The 16,276-nt window shown below is 59.8% G+C and carries 17 protein-coding genes; 7 read left to right on the top strand and 10 right to left on the bottom strand.

Annotated elements, in window-relative coordinates:
• The first annotated feature begins 31 nt into the window (after positions 1 to 31).
• On the top strand, positions 32 to 1,672 hold the full coding sequence (locus tag AC13QY_RS17655; RefSeq protein ID WP_488493749.1) for a SulP family inorganic anion transporter: 1,641 nt from the start codon (positions 32 to 34) through the stop codon (positions 1,670 to 1,672).
• Between the two features lie 9 nt (positions 1,673 to 1,681).
• On the opposite strand, the gene AC13QY_RS17650 is transcribed toward AC13QY_RS17655, so the two are convergent.
• Positions 1,682 to 2,299 (bottom strand): 2'-5' RNA ligase family protein, encoded by a 618-nt coding sequence (locus AC13QY_RS17650; RefSeq protein WP_488493748.1) that lies wholly within the window; start codon positions 2,297 to 2,299, stop codon positions 1,682 to 1,684.
• Between the two features lie 224 nt (positions 2,300 to 2,523).
• Here AC13QY_RS17650 and AC13QY_RS17645 point away from each other — a divergent pair, with 224 nt between their 5' ends.
• Both AC13QY_RS17645 and AC13QY_RS17640 read left to right on the top strand, forming a co-directional pair.
• Positions 2,524 to 2,661: a hypothetical protein gene (locus AC13QY_RS17645; RefSeq protein ID WP_173004586.1), complete on the top strand. Its 138-nt coding sequence runs from the start codon at positions 2,524 to 2,526 to the stop codon at positions 2,659 to 2,661.
• A 138-nt stretch (positions 2,662 to 2,799) separates the two neighbouring features.
• On the top strand, positions 2,800 to 3,363 hold the full coding sequence (locus tag AC13QY_RS17640; RefSeq protein WP_113329898.1) for a methylated-DNA--[protein]-cysteine S-methyltransferase: 564 nt from the start codon (positions 2,800 to 2,802) through the stop codon (positions 3,361 to 3,363).
• Positions 3,364 to 3,385: 22 nt separating this feature from the next.
• On the opposite strand, the gene AC13QY_RS17635 is transcribed toward AC13QY_RS17640, so the two are convergent.
• The 4 genes from AC13QY_RS17635 to AC13QY_RS17620 all read right to left on the bottom strand — a co-directional run bounded on the left by AC13QY_RS17635 (position 3,386) and on the right by AC13QY_RS17620 (position 5,430).
• Positions 3,386 to 3,949, bottom strand: coding sequence for a GNAT family N-acetyltransferase (locus AC13QY_RS17635; RefSeq protein ID WP_488493747.1), 564 nt, complete (start codon positions 3,947 to 3,949; stop codon positions 3,386 to 3,388).
• A 17-nt stretch (positions 3,950 to 3,966) separates the two neighbouring features.
• Complete coding sequence (locus AC13QY_RS17630; protein WP_488486785.1) at positions 3,967 to 4,341, bottom strand: DUF4180 domain-containing protein; 375 nt, start codon at positions 4,339 to 4,341, stop codon at positions 3,967 to 3,969.
• Positions 4,342 to 4,505: 164 nt separating this feature from the next.
• Positions 4,506 to 5,009, bottom strand: a complete 504-nt coding sequence (locus AC13QY_RS17625) for a hypothetical protein (RefSeq protein ID WP_488486786.1) — start codon at positions 5,007 to 5,009, stop codon at positions 4,506 to 4,508.
• A gap of 76 nt (positions 5,010 to 5,085) precedes the next feature.
• Positions 5,086 to 5,430: a hypothetical protein gene (locus tag AC13QY_RS17620; RefSeq protein WP_233788606.1), complete on the bottom strand. Its 345-nt coding sequence runs from the start codon at positions 5,428 to 5,430 to the stop codon at positions 5,086 to 5,088.
• A 153-nt stretch (positions 5,431 to 5,583) separates the two neighbouring features.
• Here AC13QY_RS17620 and AC13QY_RS17615 point away from each other — a divergent pair, with 153 nt between their 5' ends.
• Both AC13QY_RS17615 and AC13QY_RS17610 read left to right on the top strand, forming a co-directional pair.
• Positions 5,584 to 6,555, top strand: a complete 972-nt coding sequence (locus tag AC13QY_RS17615; protein WP_488493746.1) for a LysR substrate-binding domain-containing protein — start codon at positions 5,584 to 5,586, stop codon at positions 6,553 to 6,555.
• 303 nt (positions 6,556 to 6,858) lie between these two features.
• Positions 6,859 to 7,299: a lipid-binding SYLF domain-containing protein gene (locus AC13QY_RS17610; protein WP_069611058.1), complete on the top strand. Its 441-nt coding sequence runs from the start codon at positions 6,859 to 6,861 to the stop codon at positions 7,297 to 7,299.
• A 287-nt stretch (positions 7,300 to 7,586) separates the two neighbouring features.
• On the opposite strand, the gene AC13QY_RS17605 is transcribed toward AC13QY_RS17610, so the two are convergent.
• On the bottom strand, positions 7,587 to 8,309 hold the full coding sequence (locus AC13QY_RS17605) for an SDR family oxidoreductase (protein ID WP_488493745.1): 723 nt from the start codon (positions 8,307 to 8,309) through the stop codon (positions 7,587 to 7,589).
• A gap of 130 nt (positions 8,310 to 8,439) precedes the next feature.
• Here AC13QY_RS17605 and AC13QY_RS17600 point away from each other — a divergent pair, with 130 nt between their 5' ends.
• A complete protein-coding gene (locus AC13QY_RS17600) occupies positions 8,440 to 9,363 on the top strand; it encodes an AraC family transcriptional regulator (protein ID WP_488493744.1) in 924 nt (307 codons plus the stop codon).
• 200 nt (positions 9,364 to 9,563) lie between these two features.
• On the opposite strand, the gene AC13QY_RS17595 is transcribed toward AC13QY_RS17600, so the two are convergent.
• Positions 9,564 to 10,613 (bottom strand): aldo/keto reductase, encoded by a 1,050-nt coding sequence (locus AC13QY_RS17595; RefSeq protein WP_488493768.1) that lies wholly within the window; start codon positions 10,611 to 10,613, stop codon positions 9,564 to 9,566.
• An 81-nt stretch (positions 10,614 to 10,694) separates the two neighbouring features.
• On the opposite strand from AC13QY_RS17595, the gene AC13QY_RS17590 reads away from it, so the two are divergent.
• On the top strand, positions 10,695 to 11,258 hold the full coding sequence (locus AC13QY_RS17590) for a TetR/AcrR family transcriptional regulator (RefSeq protein WP_113329906.1): 564 nt from the start codon (positions 10,695 to 10,697) through the stop codon (positions 11,256 to 11,258).
• 521 nt (positions 11,259 to 11,779) lie between these two features.
• On the opposite strand, the gene AC13QY_RS17585 is transcribed toward AC13QY_RS17590, so the two are convergent.
• Genes AC13QY_RS17585 through AC13QY_RS17575 form a run of 3 tightly spaced genes read right to left on the bottom strand, consistent with a single transcriptional unit; the run spans position 11,780 to position 16,276 of the window.
• Positions 11,780 to 12,685, bottom strand: coding sequence for a restriction endonuclease (locus AC13QY_RS17585; protein ID WP_488493743.1), 906 nt, complete (start codon positions 12,683 to 12,685; stop codon positions 11,780 to 11,782).
• Positions 12,682 to 14,556, bottom strand: a complete 1,875-nt coding sequence (locus AC13QY_RS17580) for an ATP-dependent helicase (protein ID WP_488493742.1) — start codon at positions 14,554 to 14,556, stop codon at positions 12,682 to 12,684. The genes AC13QY_RS17585 and AC13QY_RS17580 overlap by 4 nt, the downstream gene beginning before the upstream one ends.
• Positions 14,492 to 16,276, bottom strand: coding sequence for an ATP-dependent nuclease (locus AC13QY_RS17575; RefSeq protein ID WP_488493741.1), 1,785 nt, complete (start codon positions 16,274 to 16,276; stop codon positions 14,492 to 14,494). The genes AC13QY_RS17580 and AC13QY_RS17575 overlap by 65 nt, the downstream gene beginning before the upstream one ends.

Raw genomic sequence — 16,276 nt, 5'->3', positions numbered from 1 at the left:
ACGGATGCGCCATCCCTATGGTCGGTGATTGATGACGAAGCTGAGCAGCTGGTTCGTGGTGGACAGGGCGGATCTGGTCGCGGGCATATCGGTTGCCGGACTGATGCTGCCGGAAGCGGTCGCTTACGCAGGCATTGCCGGCCTGCCGCCGCATCGTGCAATCCTCGCCGGCATCGCCGGATGTCTCGTCTATGCCATATTCGGCCGCAGCCGCTTTGCCATCGTCTCTCCCACATCCTCGTCCGCAGCCATTCTCGCAGCCACCTTGGCGGTGGTGCCGGGCGATGCCACGATCAAGGCGGGGCTTGCCACGGTCGCCGTCGCGCTCGCCGGCATTCTCTTCGTCATCGCCGGTGCCTTGCGCCTGGGCGGCATCACCGGTTTCATCTCGCGGCCGGTCCTGCGGGGCTTCGCGCTCGGGCTGGCGATCACCATCATCCTGCATCAGCTGCCGATTCTGGTGGGCGTGCCCGTGCAGGGCTCGAATATTCTGACCTACGCGGCGGCACTCTTCGGCGCTATTCTGCAGTGGAATCCGATCAGCGTCATAGTCGGCATCGTCGCGTTGGCGGCATTGCTGCTCTTGAAGCGATTGCCGGGCATTCCCGGCGCTTTCCTCGTGCTCGTCGCCGGCATCTTCACCTCCTATCTGTTCGGCTTGGAAGGCCATGGCGTCAAGCTGGTCGGCCCCATCGAGATCCTGCCGCAATGGCCGTCGCTGCCGGACGCCAACTGGACCGCCTATTCGCGGCTGGTACAGTTCACCGTGCCTCTGGTCCTCATCCTCTTTGCTGAGTCCTGGGGAACCATGCGAGCACTCGCCCTGCGTTATGGCGAGACGCTGGAGGTCAATCGCGAGCTTGGAGCGTTGGGCGCCGCCAATATCGCCAGTGCCGTCGTTCAGGGCATGCCAGTCGGCGCCGGTTTTTCCGCAGGCTTCGCCAGTGAGGCGGCTGGCGCGAAGACGCGAGCGACGACCGTTTTCGCTGCAATCGGCCTGGCGATCCTGATTGCCTGTGCGGAACCATTGGTGGCGCTTCTGCCAGAACCGGTGCTCGCCGCCGTCGTGATCGCGGCCCTTACGCATGCGCTTGACCCCAGCCCCATTCTGCGCCTGCGCCGCCTGCATCGCGATTTCTACGTGGCAGTGGGTGCCGCTGTCGGCGTGCTCGCCTTCGGCGTTCTCAATGGCATGCTGCTGGCGATCGCGCTCTCGCTTGCCGCCATGATGCATCGCCTGGCATCCCCGTATATCGCCCGATTGGGACGGCTCAACAACAGCCATGACTTCGTCGATGTCAGCAGGCATGACGATGCGTCCGAGATACCGGGCATTGCCATCTGGCGCCCCGGCGAAACCCTGTTTTTCGGCAATGCCGATACGATCTTCGGCGAGATATTGTCCGGCAGTCGCAACGAAGCCGGGTTGCAGGCAGCTATTCTCAGCCTGGAAGAAAGCTCCGATATCGACAGTACGGCGATGGACGCCTTGATGGAATTCGACAGCGCGATGCAGCGAGCCGGCCTCCGCGTCCAGTTCGCCCGCGTACATGACCGCGTTCGCGATCTCATGACGGTCGCCGGCATGGTCGACGTCGACAAGCGCTGCAGCTTCAGCGTCGATGATGCCGTTGCGGCTGTGATGGCTGAAGAGAAGCCTCCAACGGCTTAAAGAGGCCGCTCAATCATGTAAAGTCCAATAGCAGAGATGATCGTGCTTGGCCTCTCCCTGCAGGCTGTTGATAAGGACGAAGTCCCTGGCGGTCCAACTCACGGGTTCTGCAAGCATGATGTCGGGAACGAGATGGCCCTGATAGAGCAGCGTCATATGCGGCTCCACGGGCTTTTCCTTAGTTGGCATAATGCCCGTGAGCCGCATGGCATCGGCCAGTTCCTGATGGAGCGCTTTCAGTTCCGCATTGCCATCCTTGTTCCATAGGACAAGCGGGCGGTTATCGCCCTTGCCGAAGCTGACGGCTCGATCGAAGACGACGGGAAAGTGTGATTTCCTCACCCTCGAGGCAGCTTCCATTGCCGCAAATGCCACCTCCTCGGGCAAGCGGCGAAACGAGCCGATCGGGTAGAGCGTCACATGGAAGAGATCAGGCCGACGCGGCTTCGTGGAAAAGCGGTGCTGTCGGCGAAGATGTCCTGCAAGCTCATGACTGCGTGCGGCAATTGCCGCATCGGGCAGAATTGCGAAATAGAACTCGTTGACAGGCCCTTGATCGATGGGCGCTGGTGCCCGCATGTGTGATCCGCCTGCGAGATAGAGCGAAAGCTGCCCATTGTTCTTCATGGGTTTGCATCAAAGCCGTGTTGCTTTGCCTCCTCTTTTTTGACCGCGGCATCGTAGTGCATCGCGAACAGTCAATCAAGAACAAAGCAAGAACATTTAGAAAGATCACGGTTACAAGGGCCACAATCCTCGTTTCAAAAATGCGATCGAATAAAAGTCCTGTCTGATCTGTTCATTCCAAGCGGGGCTTGCTCTCCATTCTCTCCAACAAGGAATGACCGTCCATGTTTACCAGGGCCATCTTTTCAGCCGTATTTCTCGTCCTCATCGGGCTCGGCATTTCGGCTTGCTCTACGTCGGGAGATCACAATTCCGGCGGCGGTATGACGCTGAACGCGCCTCCGACTGGCGGCGGATATTGATCCCGTTCTGTCAATCGCCCTGAATCCGTTCGGCGGCCGTCAAAACGGTGGCAATTCTCGCTCCTCGCAAGAATCGGGTTGAATTCGAGGCTCCCGAGGACGATTTTCATGACAAGTGGAAACACGGGAGCTTTCGTCATGAACGAGACAAGGCAAAATTATCTGATCTTCGAAACCGCTGGCGGCTTCTGCGGCATCGCCTGGAACGAGGTCGGCGTGCTGCGCTTTCAATTGCCGACCAAGGATGCGGGCGCGACCGAACGCCTGCTTCTGCGGCGTTTGCCGAACGCGCAGCCCGGCGCGCCGAGCACGGAGATTGCGGGAGTGGTCGCCAAGGTGAAACGCTATTTTGCCGGTGAGGAAATCGACTTTTCCGACGTCACGCTCGATCTCGGCGAGCAGGACGCCTTCTTCAGGCAGATCTACGATGCCGCGCGACAGGTCGCTTGGGGGCATACGACGACCTACGGCACATTGGCCAAGCAGCTTGGCGCAGGGCCGGAAGCCGCGCGCGATGTCGGGCAGGCCATGGCGAAGAATCCGGTGGCGCTGATCATTCCTTGCCACCGCGTTCTGGCCGCAGGCGGCAAGATCGGCGGCTTTTCCGCACCGGGCGGCTCCAACTCCAAGGCTCGCATGCTGGAGCTGGAAGGCGTTCAGCTGGCGCCGCCGAAGCCGGTGCAGCAGTCGCTGGCGTTTTGAGCCAGTCGATCCGGGTGTGCGGCTAAAGCTGCCCGCCCCCTTCCTTCGGCTGACGGGCGCGGGAGAACAACAGTGTCTGCTTGTCATTGAGGCGCATTGGCTTCGGATCGCCATAGCCGGCTTTTTCGGCAACGCGGATCGAGGCCGCATTGTCGGGCGAGATCAGGCAGACGCTGCGGTCAAATCGCGGCTGTTGGTCGAGCCAGGCGACGGCGGCTGCCAGGGCTTCCGTCGCAAAGCCTTTGCCATGCGCCCACGCGGCCAGTGCCCAGCCGGCCTCTGGAATACCCTTGATTGGCGGTTCCATCACCCTGTGAAAGTCGGCAAAGCCGAGATCGCCGACATAGCGGCCGGAGGATTTTTCGCGGATTGCCCAATAGCCATGCCCGAGCAGCGGCCACAGACCATGATAGGACAGCATCCGCATCCACGACTCCCTGGAAGTGGAGACCACATTGCCGAAAATATGCCTCACGACCAGCGGATCGCTCCACATGCCCGCAAGCGGCTCGAAGTCATCGACCGTATGTCCCGTCAGGATAAGCCGTTCGGTTTCCAGTCGCGGCGGAGAAAGCGTTACTTCCATGAAGGCAGACCTCTGGTTTAGCTTTGGGCATTCTGCTGCAGGCGCTCCGCAAGCGCATCCAGATCGGGCAGAAACCAGACCTCGCGACCCCTATTGGATTCATAGACGAAATCGCGCAGGGCATTACTGTCCGCGATCCATCCGGAGACGTCGCCGAGAATGATGAGCTGCGAACGATAGTTGACGAATTTCTGGATGATTGCGCCGGCAATGCGGGTTGAGAGCCGGAAAAACTCCTGGCTCAGCCGTGATGTCGGAACGACCACCAGCTGTGCTTCAGCGTCCCATGCAGCGCTGACCCAGTCATTCACATCCCTTTCGCTGGCGAGGAGGGGACCGTCGTCATCGCCGATAACGACTTTTCGGCCGGAGAATTCTTTGACGGTGTACATGCTGGTTCGACTTTGCATTCCATCGAGGGAAAGGTTGTTTGTTGTTGCTCTAAGTTGATAGTGGTTTCAAGGCGTCAGTCACCATCCTTATGCTTCATTGATATCCGCAATTCTTTTTCGGAGATCGGAGCCAAATCCTAGCCTAACGCGTTATCGCCGCTGCGTCATATCACTTGATCTGGTGATCTCATCCGCAATAGGACGATGAAGGCGAGAATGTGACTCACAAGGAGCAGCGGCACGTAAAGCGTCGGTATATAAATGCCTGCGCCGAAGAGACCGGGATTTCCGATTTTCGTTACGCCCATGTAATAGGCATTCAGAAGATCCAGAGTTCCCCAGATGTTGAATATCCAGACAACCGGAATGGCGATCGGCGACCGCCAGGAAAGGGCGGCCATGGAAGCGAGCGCGAGTATAGCCGAGATGAGATCGCCCCATCCGACCTTGTTGGCAAAATCCGAGCTCAACTGCGGAGATACGAATCCGGATACCAGAAAATTCATCCCCAAGAACCGGAACGCATGGAAAGCAGCAAGAAGTCTTAGAGCCTCATAACGCCGCATTGTGCGAAGCGCTGGCCAGACATAGACATAGGCTATCACCGAACTTGTCAGGAAGGCGCCGGCGACACTTAGAACGAATGGGAGATTGAGTTCCGGTGGCATCTCGGTTTCCTTCGTGTTTATCTTTCTGGTCTGACGGCATCGAAATCAATAAGTGTATTTCGCTGCCTTCGGGCGTTTAGGCATTGGCCAAGAGCAGGCGGAGCGGCAAAAGCGGACCGATCGCGATATATTCGTGATCCATGAGATTTTGCTTGGCCAACGGCAAGCCTTCCATGATTGCGTGAGCGTCGGCGACATCTCTCGAATCCAGCAGGAACACGGCTCCCCGGCCATCGCCTCGCGAATACCATTCGCGTATTTTTCCATCGAGATAGAGCTGCGCGGTCCGCCGGATTTCATCTGGCATGATAGCCATCACCCGCTCGCGTGTGACGCCCGCCTTCACGGTGAGGATGACCATCACTCCGGTGACTACGGGTGAGACGGCTTGCGCTTGAGCAGGGGTTGCGTGATCGTTCATGGAAGTAGCTCCTGTGAGAGTAAAGACCAGGAAGAGGTTGCAGAGCCGGGACGTCACAAACGTTCGGGCTTGGCGTTTGCGATGCTCCCGATTTGCAACTCACGTATAAGGCCACTTTCCATGAGCGACTATTCTCGATAATGTCGACGAGTTATGAAGCAGAACTTCACAGTCAGGCAGGGTGCACTCGATGGCGTGGAAGCCTTTCTGAGCGTCGCCCAGCATCGTAGTTTTCGCAAAGCAGCGGCCGAGCTGGGGGTAACGCCATCGGCAATCAGCCAGGCGGTACGCTCACTTGAGGCGCGCGTCGGCGCCGCACTTTTTATTCGCACGACGCGCAGTGTCAGCCTGAGCGAAGCCGGCGAACGATTTCACTTGCGCGCAAAGCCTGCTTTCGAGGAGCTTGTCGCGGCAAGCGAGGTCGCGCGTGACCTTGGGCAGCGGCCTGCGGGACTGCTGCGCCTCACCGTACCGCGGGCAGTGATGCCAATCCTGCTGGAGCCGCTGATCGCATCCTTCTGCCAAGCTTATCCTCAGGTCGAGGTGGAGATCGCCGCAAGCGCAGATCTGGTCGATATCGCTGCCGAGGGATTTGACGCCGGCATCCGGCTGGGGCAGTTCATTGCCGCTGACATGGTTGCGGTTCGGCTTACCCCGCCCTTTCCGCTGGTGGTCGTTGGTACCCCCGAGTATCTTCGCCGGCGGGGAAGGCCCGAACGTATCGATGATCTGCGCCAGCACGCCTGTTTGCGCATGCGCCGCTCGGACGCGTCGATCGCACCATGGTCCTTTGTCGATGGCAACAGGCCGATCGAGGCAATCGTCTCAGGCCCGCTGATTGCTCGTGATTTTCCCACCATTCTTGGTGCGGCCGGGGAGGATATGGGACTTGCACAAGTGCCTGAGCCGATTGCCCTGAGCCTGATGAAAGCAGGCAAGCTCGTGCAGGTTCTGGAGTCATTCGCGCCGTTGGCGCCGGGAGTGTTTCTATACTATCCCAACCGCCATCAAATGATGCCGAAGCTGCGTGCTTTTATTGATCACGTAAAAAGCCATTCGGGCGCTATCAGCAAAACACAAAGACGCATCGATGACAAACGAACACGCGAGGCGAAAAAGCGCTGATGTCGGAGGCGTTGACCGGCTTGAACCGGATTGAATTGAAGTTACCAGGTGCTGCGGGCCAGGATGTGAGGTCTCGACTGCGGTTGCAAGGGCGCCATTGCATCTGATACGTCGCGTTGATCTGTTTCATTCAGCGCTACCATCTCCTCATTTCCATTCGGTTGTCTGGATGTATTCTAACGCTTTGTTTTAATGTGTTTTGGAACTAAAGGTCGTGCGAGACCGTTTATCTCTGACTTTGACACGGCGCTGACGTCGTGCCCGGCCGGCTGGGTAAGCGGCGCTTTTGAGGAGTGTCTTAATATGAGGATTTCATCTGGATTTCGTTCGGTCGCGGTTGCCGCTATTGCTGCCGCGGGGATCGGCTTTGCCGGCGTCGCGCATGCCGATAGCGGCACAATCCGCTTTTCTGTCTATAAGGCGGCTTTCTTCGTCGGCGGCTCCGGAGGCGAGGGCACACTGACCTTCCATGGCCGCAAATATCCCATCTCGATCGGCGGCATCTCGGGCGGCCTCGCCTTTGGTGCTTCCAAGACCTATTTCCAGGGCACAGTGCGCAATATTCGCCGCGCCCGCGATGTAGGCGGTGTCTACGGTGCCGCCGGCGGCGGCGGCGCGATCGGCAAGGGTGCTCAGATGATCGTCATGACCAATGACAAGGGCGCCCAGCTCGAACTGACAGGCAGGCAGGTCGGCCTGCAGGTCAACGCCGATCTCAGCGGCCTGAGCATCACGGTGAAGTAAGGTCACCAGTCCAAGCCTATGGTGCAGAAGAGCCCGAACGGCTGAATTAGCGTTCGGGCTTTTGAGGAGAAGGTATGGTTTCCTCCTTCTTTCCATGCCCTTGAAGCGCGCGATGAACAGCTTCTCCGTCGGCGCGAGATGTCGTATAGCCGCCATCCTTGACGAAGTATCAAGCCAGCCCGCTGGCACCAGTATTGCGCTGGTCATTGGAAAGGGCCTCGATGACGTTGTCGTGCTGGCACGGGGAGAACGATTGCTGCTCCCGGTATTGCTAAAAACAAAAGGCTCTAGACGAGCACGGCACCGCCATCCACGATTACGGATTGGCCGGTGACATAGGCATTGCGCATGAACGACAGGTACGCTTCAGCGATATCCGACGGCTCGCCGACACGTCCCACGGGCAACTTCCCGCCCACCGAGCGGAAGATCTGGTCCCGTGCCTCGGATGGGATACCGGACCACAGATCGGTGGCAACCATTCCGGGCGTCACAACATTGACGCGCAGAGGCGCGAGATCGAGGGCAAGCGCGCGGGTCAGGGATTCGATTGCGCCGCAAATGCTTGCCGCGAAGGCAAAACCTGCCGGCGGCCGCCGGGCCGAGGTTCCGCTCGTCAACACGATGGACCCGCCATCGCGCATGTGTGGCTGTGCCGCCTTCACGGCAGCGACCGCACCCCAATAGCGCAATTCAAAAAAGCTGCGTGCAGCCGCCAGATCGATTTCGGCGACGGGCTTGCCGAACGGCAAAGGCTCGCCGGCAGTGAAGACCAGGTGGTCGAACGCGCCGAGCGTCGTGAAGAATGCCGAGAGGGACTCCATCGACCTTACATCGACGACCGCACCTGTGGCGGTTCCTTCCGGTAAACGCGTGATGGCGCCCGCGACGTTCTCTTGTTGGCTGGAAGCGATGATAACATGAGCCCCTTCATGGACGGCTCCTTGAGCCACCGCAAAGCCGATACCACGAGATCCGCCAAGGATCGCGACCCGCTTGTTATGCAACATGACTTTTCCTTTCGCAGATGCGGATGGGTTATCCGTTGAGTGCGGCCCGCCTCTTGAAGGAAAGACTACTTCGATCTAATCATTCGATCGATAATGTATCTGCCATATTAATTTATCAATCGGCCGAAATTTGGATCCTTTTCTCGACCTCATCCATTTGCTTCGCCCGCGCGCCACGCTCTGGGGCGGGATCGAGGGCTATGGCCGATGGGCCGTGTCGTTCCGCAATCGGGACGACCTGCTGTTCTGCTGGCTGGAGCGCGGCGCCTGCCAGCTGATCCGAGCCGACAAGGAACCGCTCCTGCTGCAGGAAGGCGACTTCGTCCTCATCAGAACCGACAAGAGCTTTGTCCTTGCCTCGGACGCGCAAGCTGTCGCTCAGGACAGCGAGGCGATGGTCGCAACCACAGGTAAAACGCTTCTGAGGATGGGTGCAGGCTCGGAAGCGCCTGTGGTATTACGTGGCGGGCGGTTCGTCTTCGACACCGCGAACGAGGGCCTCCTCACCTGGCTAATGCCATCCTTTGTCCATGTCATGCGTGATGACGTCTCCTCTTGGCGTGTTCGCAGTTTGCTGAGTTTGAACCTGTCGGAGTCATCGCAACCGAGAGCCGGTAGCGACTTCGTCATTACGCGCTTGATGGAATTGACATTTGTCGAGATTCTTCGCGGCGCCGTCCCTGACGCAACCCGGGAGCACAGGGGCTTGCTCGCCGGATTGAATGATCCCGTGACAGCCCGGGCGCTGACGGCACTGCACGAAGACGCCGCGAAAGACTGGACGCTGGCAGACTTGGCGCGGCTCTGCGGTGTTTCCCGATCCAGCCTTTCGAGCCGGTTCCGCAGCGTGGTCGGCATGGCGCCGATCGGCTATCTTCAGCACTGGCGCATGTCCGTTGCGAAGGATGCGTTGCGTCGCGGTGACAAAACTATTGGCGAGATCGGGCTCGCCATAGGCTTCCTGTCACCAAGCGCCTTTAGCACCGCCTTCACCCGATTTGTCGGCGTCTCGCCCAAGACGTTCGCCGCGCGGGAGCGCCAAGCCCCGTCGTGAACATGTGCCCTCGATAGCAATTGTCCCGATCCAGCCACCGTTCCAGGCGCACGCGCGCCTGGAGCCGGATGATTTTAGGTCGAGCCGACCTAAAATCTGAAATCCGTTCCCGAACCAAAAAAGTAGAGCGTGATGTCGTTCGAAATCCCTCATACTTTTAGGCATCACGCTCTAACGCAGGGGACCGGAAGCGGACAGACCTAAACGAGAGGAGCATCCCTTTTGAAGCCAGTCGATGCTTCGATGGAGCGATGCAACAAAGCCGGAATAGATACTCCCTGTTGATCCAGGCGGGGCGTGTAAGCCTTCTCGAGTCGCTCCGCCTCCTCGTCGCTCAACACGACCGACAGCGAAGCCACGGCATCGTCGATATGCTTGGTCTTCAGTGCGCCCACGATCGGCGCAGCGACCACGCGATTTCGACGTAACCACGCCAGGGAAATCTCGGCGGCGCCGACATTACGTTCCGCGGCGATGGCATTCACCGCTTCGACGATTGCCCGATCGCTGGCCGCCGTATCCGGATTTTGCTGGGCACCGGACGGTTCGGTCTCCGTTCGCGTCGTCGTCATCCCCCATGGGCGGGCCAATTTCCCACGCGCGAGCGGACTGTAGATCAGGGTCGACACACCCTCATCGGCACAGAGCGGGATCATCTCGCGTTCTTCTTCGCGCGCGACCAGATTGTAATTGTGCTGCATAGAGATGAAGCGCATCCAGCCGTTGGACTGCTGGATGTGCAACGCTTTGGCAAACTCCCACGCCTTCATCGACGAGGCGCCGAGATAGCGTACCTTGCCCGCTTTCACGGCGTCGTGAAGCGCTTCGAGCGTTTCCTCCCACGGGGTCAGCTGGTCGCGGCGGTGTATCTGGTAGAGATCGATATAGTCTGTGCCGAGCCGCCGCAGGCTGTGATCAAGTTCAGCCATGATGGCCTTGCGCGATAGCCCGATCGCATTGGGGCCGTTGCGTGTCGCGCCCGCAACCTTGGTGGCGATGACGACGGCATCCCGGTTCACGAAACCCTTGATCGCGCGCCCGAGGAATTCCTCGCTTGTGCCGGTGGAGTACATGTTGGCTGTGTCGAAGAAGTTGATCCCGGTCCTGAGGGCGTGATGGATCAACTCCCGGCTCGAGCTTTCTTCCACTGACCAGGCCGGATGGCCCTTGGCCGGATCGCCGAACCCCATGCAACCGATGCAGACGGGCGACACGTCGAGTCCCGAATTGCCGAGCTTTACATATTGCATAAACGCCTCCACCGTATAGAAACGGACATATGTCCGATTTCTCGATATGGATATGGACAATTGTCCGTTTAGTCAAGGCTCATGACCCAAACCCATAAGCGTCGCGCCGACGCCCGCACCAATCGCGACCGCATCCTGGCTGTCGCACGAGACGCCCTTGCAATCGATCCAGCGGCCTCGCTGCATTCCATCGCCAAGGCGGCGGGCGTGGGGCAGGGCACGCTGTACCGCCACTTCCCGACCCGGGAATCGCTCGTCCTCGGCATCTATCGCGATAGTATCGACGAGCTGGTGAGCTTCGCACCGTCGCTCCTCGAGGCGTTCAAGCCACTCGAAGCCTTCCGAAGATGGGCGGAGCGGTTCGTCGATTACGGCCGCAAGAAGCAGGGTGTCGCGGATATGCTGCGGGCCGCTATGACCGACCAGGACTTCCGGGAAACCTATTGGCCCATGGTCGACGCCGTCAGGCTTCTGATGGACGCTTGCGTCGATGCGGGCGAAGTTTCGAAGCCGGTCGATGCCGAGGACTTTCTGCAGTTGCTCGCCTTGCTCACCCAACTACCGCCTACAGCGGAAGGCACAGCACGCAGCGAGCGCCTGCTAAAGCTAGCCTTCCACGGGCTGGAGCGAAGTGAGGATCACTGAGGCTGCCGGTAACTCGGACGATTGGCAGCTTACTCGTCGCTCACAGCCAGAAGCCGATTGACCTCCAAGGTCCCAAACGTAGCCGGCGCAATTGTAACGTTGAAGAGAAATCCAGCCGGTGCGCGCCTGCGTCAAAAGGTTAGCGAAGGGCCTGGCTGTCGCTCAATTGCTATTCCGTGCTACCGACGGAGCAACTTACGCTACAATAGCCAAAACTATCCGGCTGTATCCCCCGTCACTCCCACTCGATTATTTCCTATCATCATAAAGCTTTGAAAATAAAGGTCAAATTATTTTTCGCAAGTGGCTATACCGTCAGGCAGCCCGTCAAAAAACCGTGCTGTTGAAATCCTTAGCTTTTTCGGTCGTTGTGGCGACATGCACCTTCCACCATCTATTGCCAGACACGGTTTAGGAGCGGCACCGAACTACCGTCAGACTGGGCTCGCCGCCTGTACGCTACAGCACGAAGGGCGGGCGACGGCCTGTCATCGATATACCGTCATCGCCTCTCGCTCCCCCTAAAGATTCAAGTCCCGCACAGCGACGAACGCCCGGTTTGTCTCGGCGGCACGGCGCTCCTTGCCTTCCAGAACCGTGACGAGTGAGACCTTCCGTGAGAGCACTTCATAGAGGTCGAGCCCGTCAGCGCATATAAGGTTGGTCTGGCGTCCACGCGAGAACGCTTCCAGCCCCTCGGCGGTGAAGCCGGAATTGCTCACGAACAGGCCGCGCGACCAGGATGCCTTCCCGCTGACCTTACCCGAAAATGTCATAAGGTCGGCAAAGCCGATCTGAGGCCCATGCCATTTTGCTTCAACCAGGTAGGTTTGGCCGTGGAGCTTGAAGCTACCGTCGATCTGCTCGCCGACGAGCCGAAAAGATCCGCGCGGCGCTAGGCCGAAACCAGCGAACAACTCGTTGAGAAACCCCTCGAAGCGCAGACCACGCGTCTGGGGATCGAGCTTGGTGATCTCGATGAGGAGCGCGGCAAGCTCCTGCGCTTTGGCCGTACCCAGCGTCGATGACGCCTGCGACGTCGGCTCTGCCGCCTTTGGCGCGCCGAAGCTGCTTAGGAAACTTGGATCGAGTAGGTCAGGAATCTTGAATTGCACGCCGGGAAGAAGGCTGTTGAGCCGATCAATCTCTTCGCGACTGAGCGGGTTGCCTTTCCCCCGCCGGTAGGTCATCGCTTGGCGCACGACCGCTACGATCAATTTCGTAAAGCACGACCTGCGCTGTTCCAGCGTGGCGGTCAGGAGTTGAACAATGGCAGGTCGCTTGCTGCCCGGCACCCACAGGTCGCCGACGCCAGCCTGCGCGGCGGCAAGAGGAAATGCAGTCCTGTTATTCCCGCTCCCAGGAAGAAAATCGTACAGGAGGTCCGCCAGGTCTTCGATCGTCTGAGCTTCACTGAATGACATCATAGGTTCTCGTCCTCCGCCTCCTCCATGCGAGCTTCGAGCTCGTCGAGGAATGGAGAGCGCCCCCAATGCATCCTCCCGCGGGCTGTATCGACGTACCCGGAATAGAGCATGTGTATCTCGTCCCGGGCGCGCGTGAGGCCGACATAGAATAGCCGGCGGCTTTCGCGGCTAGCCGCAGGCAATTCATTGCGCCATGGCAGACTGCCGAGATCGAGACCGACCATAATCACCACGTCGTACTCGCAGCCTTTGGCAGAGTGCAGCGTCAACAAATTCAGGTGGAGCGGCGAGCCATCTCGCCCGCCAAGACTGGCGACGTCGAGATCCGTGAGCGGCCCGCCCACGGCAAGCGCCGTTGACATCCGGTCAACCTGCTCGCGCTGATCTGCCAAGCCCGGTTCGGCAGCCATGAGTGCGTCAAGCATTCCTGCCCGCAGCGCCATCACGAAGTCTCGGGCAAGTCCTTCCTCAACCCGCAGCGACCAGAGGAGTTGAGTAAGGCCCTGCAACTCCGCGCTGGCCTCAACATCTGAAACTCGCGCGCGATGGAAGCCGATCCACCGGTCCAACAAGCCACGCAACTGCGGCCGCGCTTCACGCCAACCTCCCGCGCACCAGGCTGCGCAATCCTCAATCCAGCTCGTCAGCGCGACCTTGCGATATGGCGCGGCCGTGTCGACCCTCACAAAGTCGAGGCCCGCGGCTGCAGCGGCTTCCGCCACTACGTCGCCGGCACGATAGTCCCGGTAGAGGACTGCGATGTCGCCCAGCGCACGTCCCGGTTTGGCGGCAAGAGCCGCTGGGATGATCTCGGCGATCGCGTGTGCTGCTTGGCCTTCCAAGCCATCGTCGCACTCAACGAAGGCGATCACCGCTTGGCGATCCGGGTCGTTCGATAGGTATCCGCGAGCCTCACCGAGCGCCATCTCGGAGGCGCTAACAATCCGCGAGGCGGAGCGATAGTTGAGCTGAAGGTGAACTCGCTCAACGTCGTCGCGCTCGGCAAGCTCCTGCAGGAGCGCTCCATCGGCGCCGGTGAAACCGTAGATCGACTGATCAGGGTCGCCCACCGCAAAGAGGCGGACACCGCCGTCGAAGGCCATGCGCTTGACAATGCGATGCAACGCGACCCCGAGATCCTGATATTCATCGACCGCGAGCACCGGGAATTTCGCCTGGAGCAAGGGGAGGACCCAATCATGCTCTGAGACCAGACGCTGGCCGAAAATCACGAGATCGTCGAAATCGACCAGGCCTGTCCGCCGCAACTCGGCTTCGTAAGCCTCGGCCCAGGCCGCAAGCTCCTCCTCACTGGTCCAGTCCTCCGAGGCTCGGTCGAGGATAGACCTTCGTTGGCGGCCGAGGTCCATCGGCTTGTTCGGATGACCCACGCCAAAGAGCCTGTCGCCGACTCGCTTCATCGCCTGATCGCTCTGGCGTTGCGTGGCGACCGCAAGCGGAAACGGGACCGGCAGGTCGGCAAGCCGGCCATAGGGCATCAAGAGGTGTCGCAGGCAGAAGCCGTGAACCGTGCCGATAAACAGGTTCGGCGCCTCTCGCAGGCCAAGCCGTTCCAACCGGCGCGTCAGCTCTCGCGCGCACTCCTGGCTGTAAGTGATACATGCCGCGCCTCGTGGCGCTCGGACATCTTCAGCCATGATCCGGGCAAGCTTGAGCACCAGCGTCTTGGTCTTGCCGCTGCCGGGGCCGGCGAGCACGACGCAATGGCCGGTCGAGTCATAGGCAGCTTGCTGGCCCGGGTTACTGGCCAAGTCCGCCGCTTGCGCGAGATATGCGGCGCTGACACTACGCAACGGCATCGCGAACGTGCTCCAGCGCTTTCCGGATATAGTCCGGGCACGTATCCTCATCGACGTGCGGCGCCAGCGCCTGCGCGAAGCGCCCCTTGCCGATCCGTTCGATAAGCTTGATCAGTCGCTCCTCATCGAGCGTGTCGGTATCGTCGACCCATCCTTGAATTACGTCGCGTGTCGCCTGATTGATCGACAACTCCTCCTCGATGACCTCCTGCATCGCTTCCGCGAGACCACCGCAGAACAGTTCCGGCTCAAGCGTGTTGCCGTTTACGAAATACCCAAACGGTTCCGCACGGGCGATCACGGCATCGGCGTCCAGCGGCGTATAGTTTACGCCGTTCTCGACCAATCGCAGCACGTTGATGAGGCGGCGGCGCACCAGCGGCGGGTTCGCGCCGATGGGATCGCGATCGGTCAGGATGACGTGGGGAATGTTCAGGCTCTGTGGACCCAGCAACTTCACATAGGGCGTGAAATTGGTGCCGCTTACAGAGCACACCGTGATGCCAAGCATGTCGAGTGGAATACCCAACGCCTCAGCGAATGCGGGAATGAGAAACCGCTCGGCGTCACCCTCGACGAGGATGACGCCGCGCGCAAAGAAGATCTCGCCGCGGCTGACATCGATATAGCGCTGGAGGTCAGCCTCATCACGTTCGGTCAGCGGAGCCGTCGCCGTCGAAACGGCGGTCGTGGCATCCTGACCGGCGTCGTGACGGAGCAGGACGATCGAGCGTATCGGTGTGACGCTGGCAATATGCGGCGAGTGTGTGGTGAGGATGGTCGTGAGAGGCGGCAGGTCCTCTTGGTCAACTGCAGCATTGTCAAGGAAATACCGATAGACCAGACGCTGCACATGCGGATGAAGATGTGCCTCAGGCTCTTCGACCACAAAGAAGGTGTGGTCACGCTCGCCGTCGGAAACCAAGCGATCGAGTTCTAGGCTCTTCAACGCCAGGAAGATCAGGTTGGCGGTGCCGAGGCTGGCGTCGCTAATGCCGCGCGCCCCATTGTCAATCAGCAGGCGCAGGCTGCGCAGCAACGCATCGACACGCGTCGGAGCTAAGCCGAGCGTGAGCGGAACGGCATGCTGTTCACCCGCAATGGCGATCAGGCGGTCGCTGATCCGCTGCGCGGTAGCAACCACCTCGCCATGGCCTGCAAGCTCGGCTTGCGCCTCGTTTACCTGTTCCTGAATTTCATCGCGAGCGTCTTGGTCGAGCGACGTCGTCAACTGCTCAATCAACGGCCTGAGCGGCGAGTTTCGCCAGCTCGACAGGTCTTTCTCGGCATCGCGCAGCGCTACTTGAACGTCGAGCGGTAGCATCCGGCGCAGGGACGATCCGATGGCCATATCTGGGTCGTCGCCACCGAAAATGACGTACTCGTAGTCGGCCAGGCTTTCAGGATCGCGGCCAAGATTTGCCTTCGGTTGGAAGCGGTAGGTGAGGCGCGCGACCATCGGTGGGCCCGGGTCCACCACGCAGTCGTTGAGATGCGCCATCAGGCGCGGATCCCCGGTGAAATCGGTCAACTCGACCGAGATTTCAATCGTCTCGCCAAGCTTGTCCTCGCCCAGGCCATCCCAGAAATGCTCCAGCCCGAGTTGGCGGTCGCGCTCCGACAGCCCCGGATCGAGAATCAATTGCAAAGCGCGGATGAAGTTGCTCTTGCCGACCTTGTTCTCGCCGACAATGACAATACTCTCGCCTGTTTCGAGGTCGATGTCCGAAAAATTCGCGAAGTTTCTTATCTTTACGCGCGAAATACGCAC

Source organism: Martinezella sp. CNPSo 3795 (genome assembly GCF_057784475.1).
Note: the sequence above shows the minus strand (reverse complement) of the source record. Positions and strands in the feature narration are given on the sequence as shown.